Below are 1242 nucleotides of genomic sequence, written 5' to 3' on the forward strand. Positions count from 1 at the left end.
CAACCCCGCGCCGAGCAGCCCGCTGCTGGCGAGGAAGTACCGGCGAGCGGTCCCGGCGGCGGCCTGTGCCTGTTTCCACCCGCGGACGTGCCCGATGAGCGACGCCATGAAGAGTCCCATCGCCAGCCACATGGCCGCGAAGAGGGCGACGTGGTCGGCCGCGGTCATCGTCATGACGGCGATCGTGAACGCGAAGATCCGCGCGTAGAACCCGTCGAGGTGGCGGTCGCCCGCCATGTAGCGACGTGAATAGCTGTGGACGATACCGCTGAAGAAGGTGACCACGACCCACATGATCGCGGTCAACCCGTCGACGACGAGGACATCTCCGACCGTCCACCGGCCGCCGCTCGTAACCGCAAGCGTGAGCACGCCCGAACTGAGCAGGAAAAGCGCCCACATCGCGACGGTCGACACCCGCGGAACGAGCGACGGCGACGGTGTCGCTGTTTCGGAGAGTGGTACGGTCTCGTTCGATGGTGGTTGACTCGCCATTATTCGGATGCTCTCCGTGACCAGCACGGGTCGTGCCGCCGAGCAACCAGCGACTCCGCCGGCGGCACTCGCACGAGCTGGTCGTTGTCACCTCTTTCTATACCAGACTGGTTATTATAGCCATCGGTGGTAACAATACGTTCGGAAAAACAGCATGAAAGAACATTATGGTAATTCGGAACACACCAGCGCAAACCGCCCGGCGCGCCCGCGAGCTCCGAAAGGCGGGCCAGTCAGGGGGCCGTCGCTGAAGCGCCGACCGCGGAGCGGTCGTCCCTCGCTACGAGGGGAAGTCGTCGAACGGGGTCGACTCGTGGCTGCGGACGAGCACCTCGTCGGCGACGGTCAGTCCCATGTCGAGGAGTTCCTGTGCGACCGGCGTGATGTCGCCGTCCGTCTCTCCGACGGCCGTGACGAGGAGGTTTTTCTCGCCCGTGACCAGTTCCTGAACCGAGACGACCTTCGGGATCTCGAGTATCTCGTCGATGAGGTCGCCTCGGTCCGGAATCGGCGCCGTACAGAACAGCAGCATGCGGAGGGGATAGCCGGACCGCTGGTAGTCCACCTCGGCGCTGTACCCCTTGATGACGCCCTCCGACTCCAGCCGCTGGATCCGTTTGCGAACCGTGCTCGATGAGGCGCTGGTTCGCTCGGCGATCTCGCCGGACGAGAGGTTGCGAGCGTCTTCCTGTAGCGCGTAGAGGATCTCGCGGTCGACGTCATCGAGTTCGTAATCCGCCATACCCC

The 1242-nt window shown here is 64.3% G+C and carries 1 protein-coding gene and 1 pseudogene; both read right to left on the reverse strand.

The features are described from left to right. A pseudogene (locus AN233_RS06875) lies at positions 1–495 on the reverse strand (oxidoreductase); the annotation flags it as partial. A gap of 280 nt (positions 496–775) precedes the next feature. After that, the gene (locus AN233_RS06880) at positions 776–1237 is read right to left on the reverse strand and encodes an Lrp/AsnC family transcriptional regulator (protein WP_058366065.1); all 462 of its coding nucleotides are present in this window, start codon (positions 1235–1237) and stop codon (positions 776–778) included. Positions 1238–1242: the final 5 nt, after the last annotated feature.

The sequence above is a fragment of the Haloparvum sedimenti genome (assembly GCF_001462205.1).
In the GTDB taxonomy this organism is placed as follows: Archaea; Halobacteriota; Halobacteria; order Halobacteriales; family Haloferacaceae; genus Haloparvum; species Haloparvum sedimenti.

Coding starts and splice junctions, on each gene's coding strand:
- AN233_RS06880 (WP_058366065.1), bottom strand. CDS start 1,237: ATGGCGGATTACGAACTCGATGACGTCGACCGCGAGATCCTCTACGCG.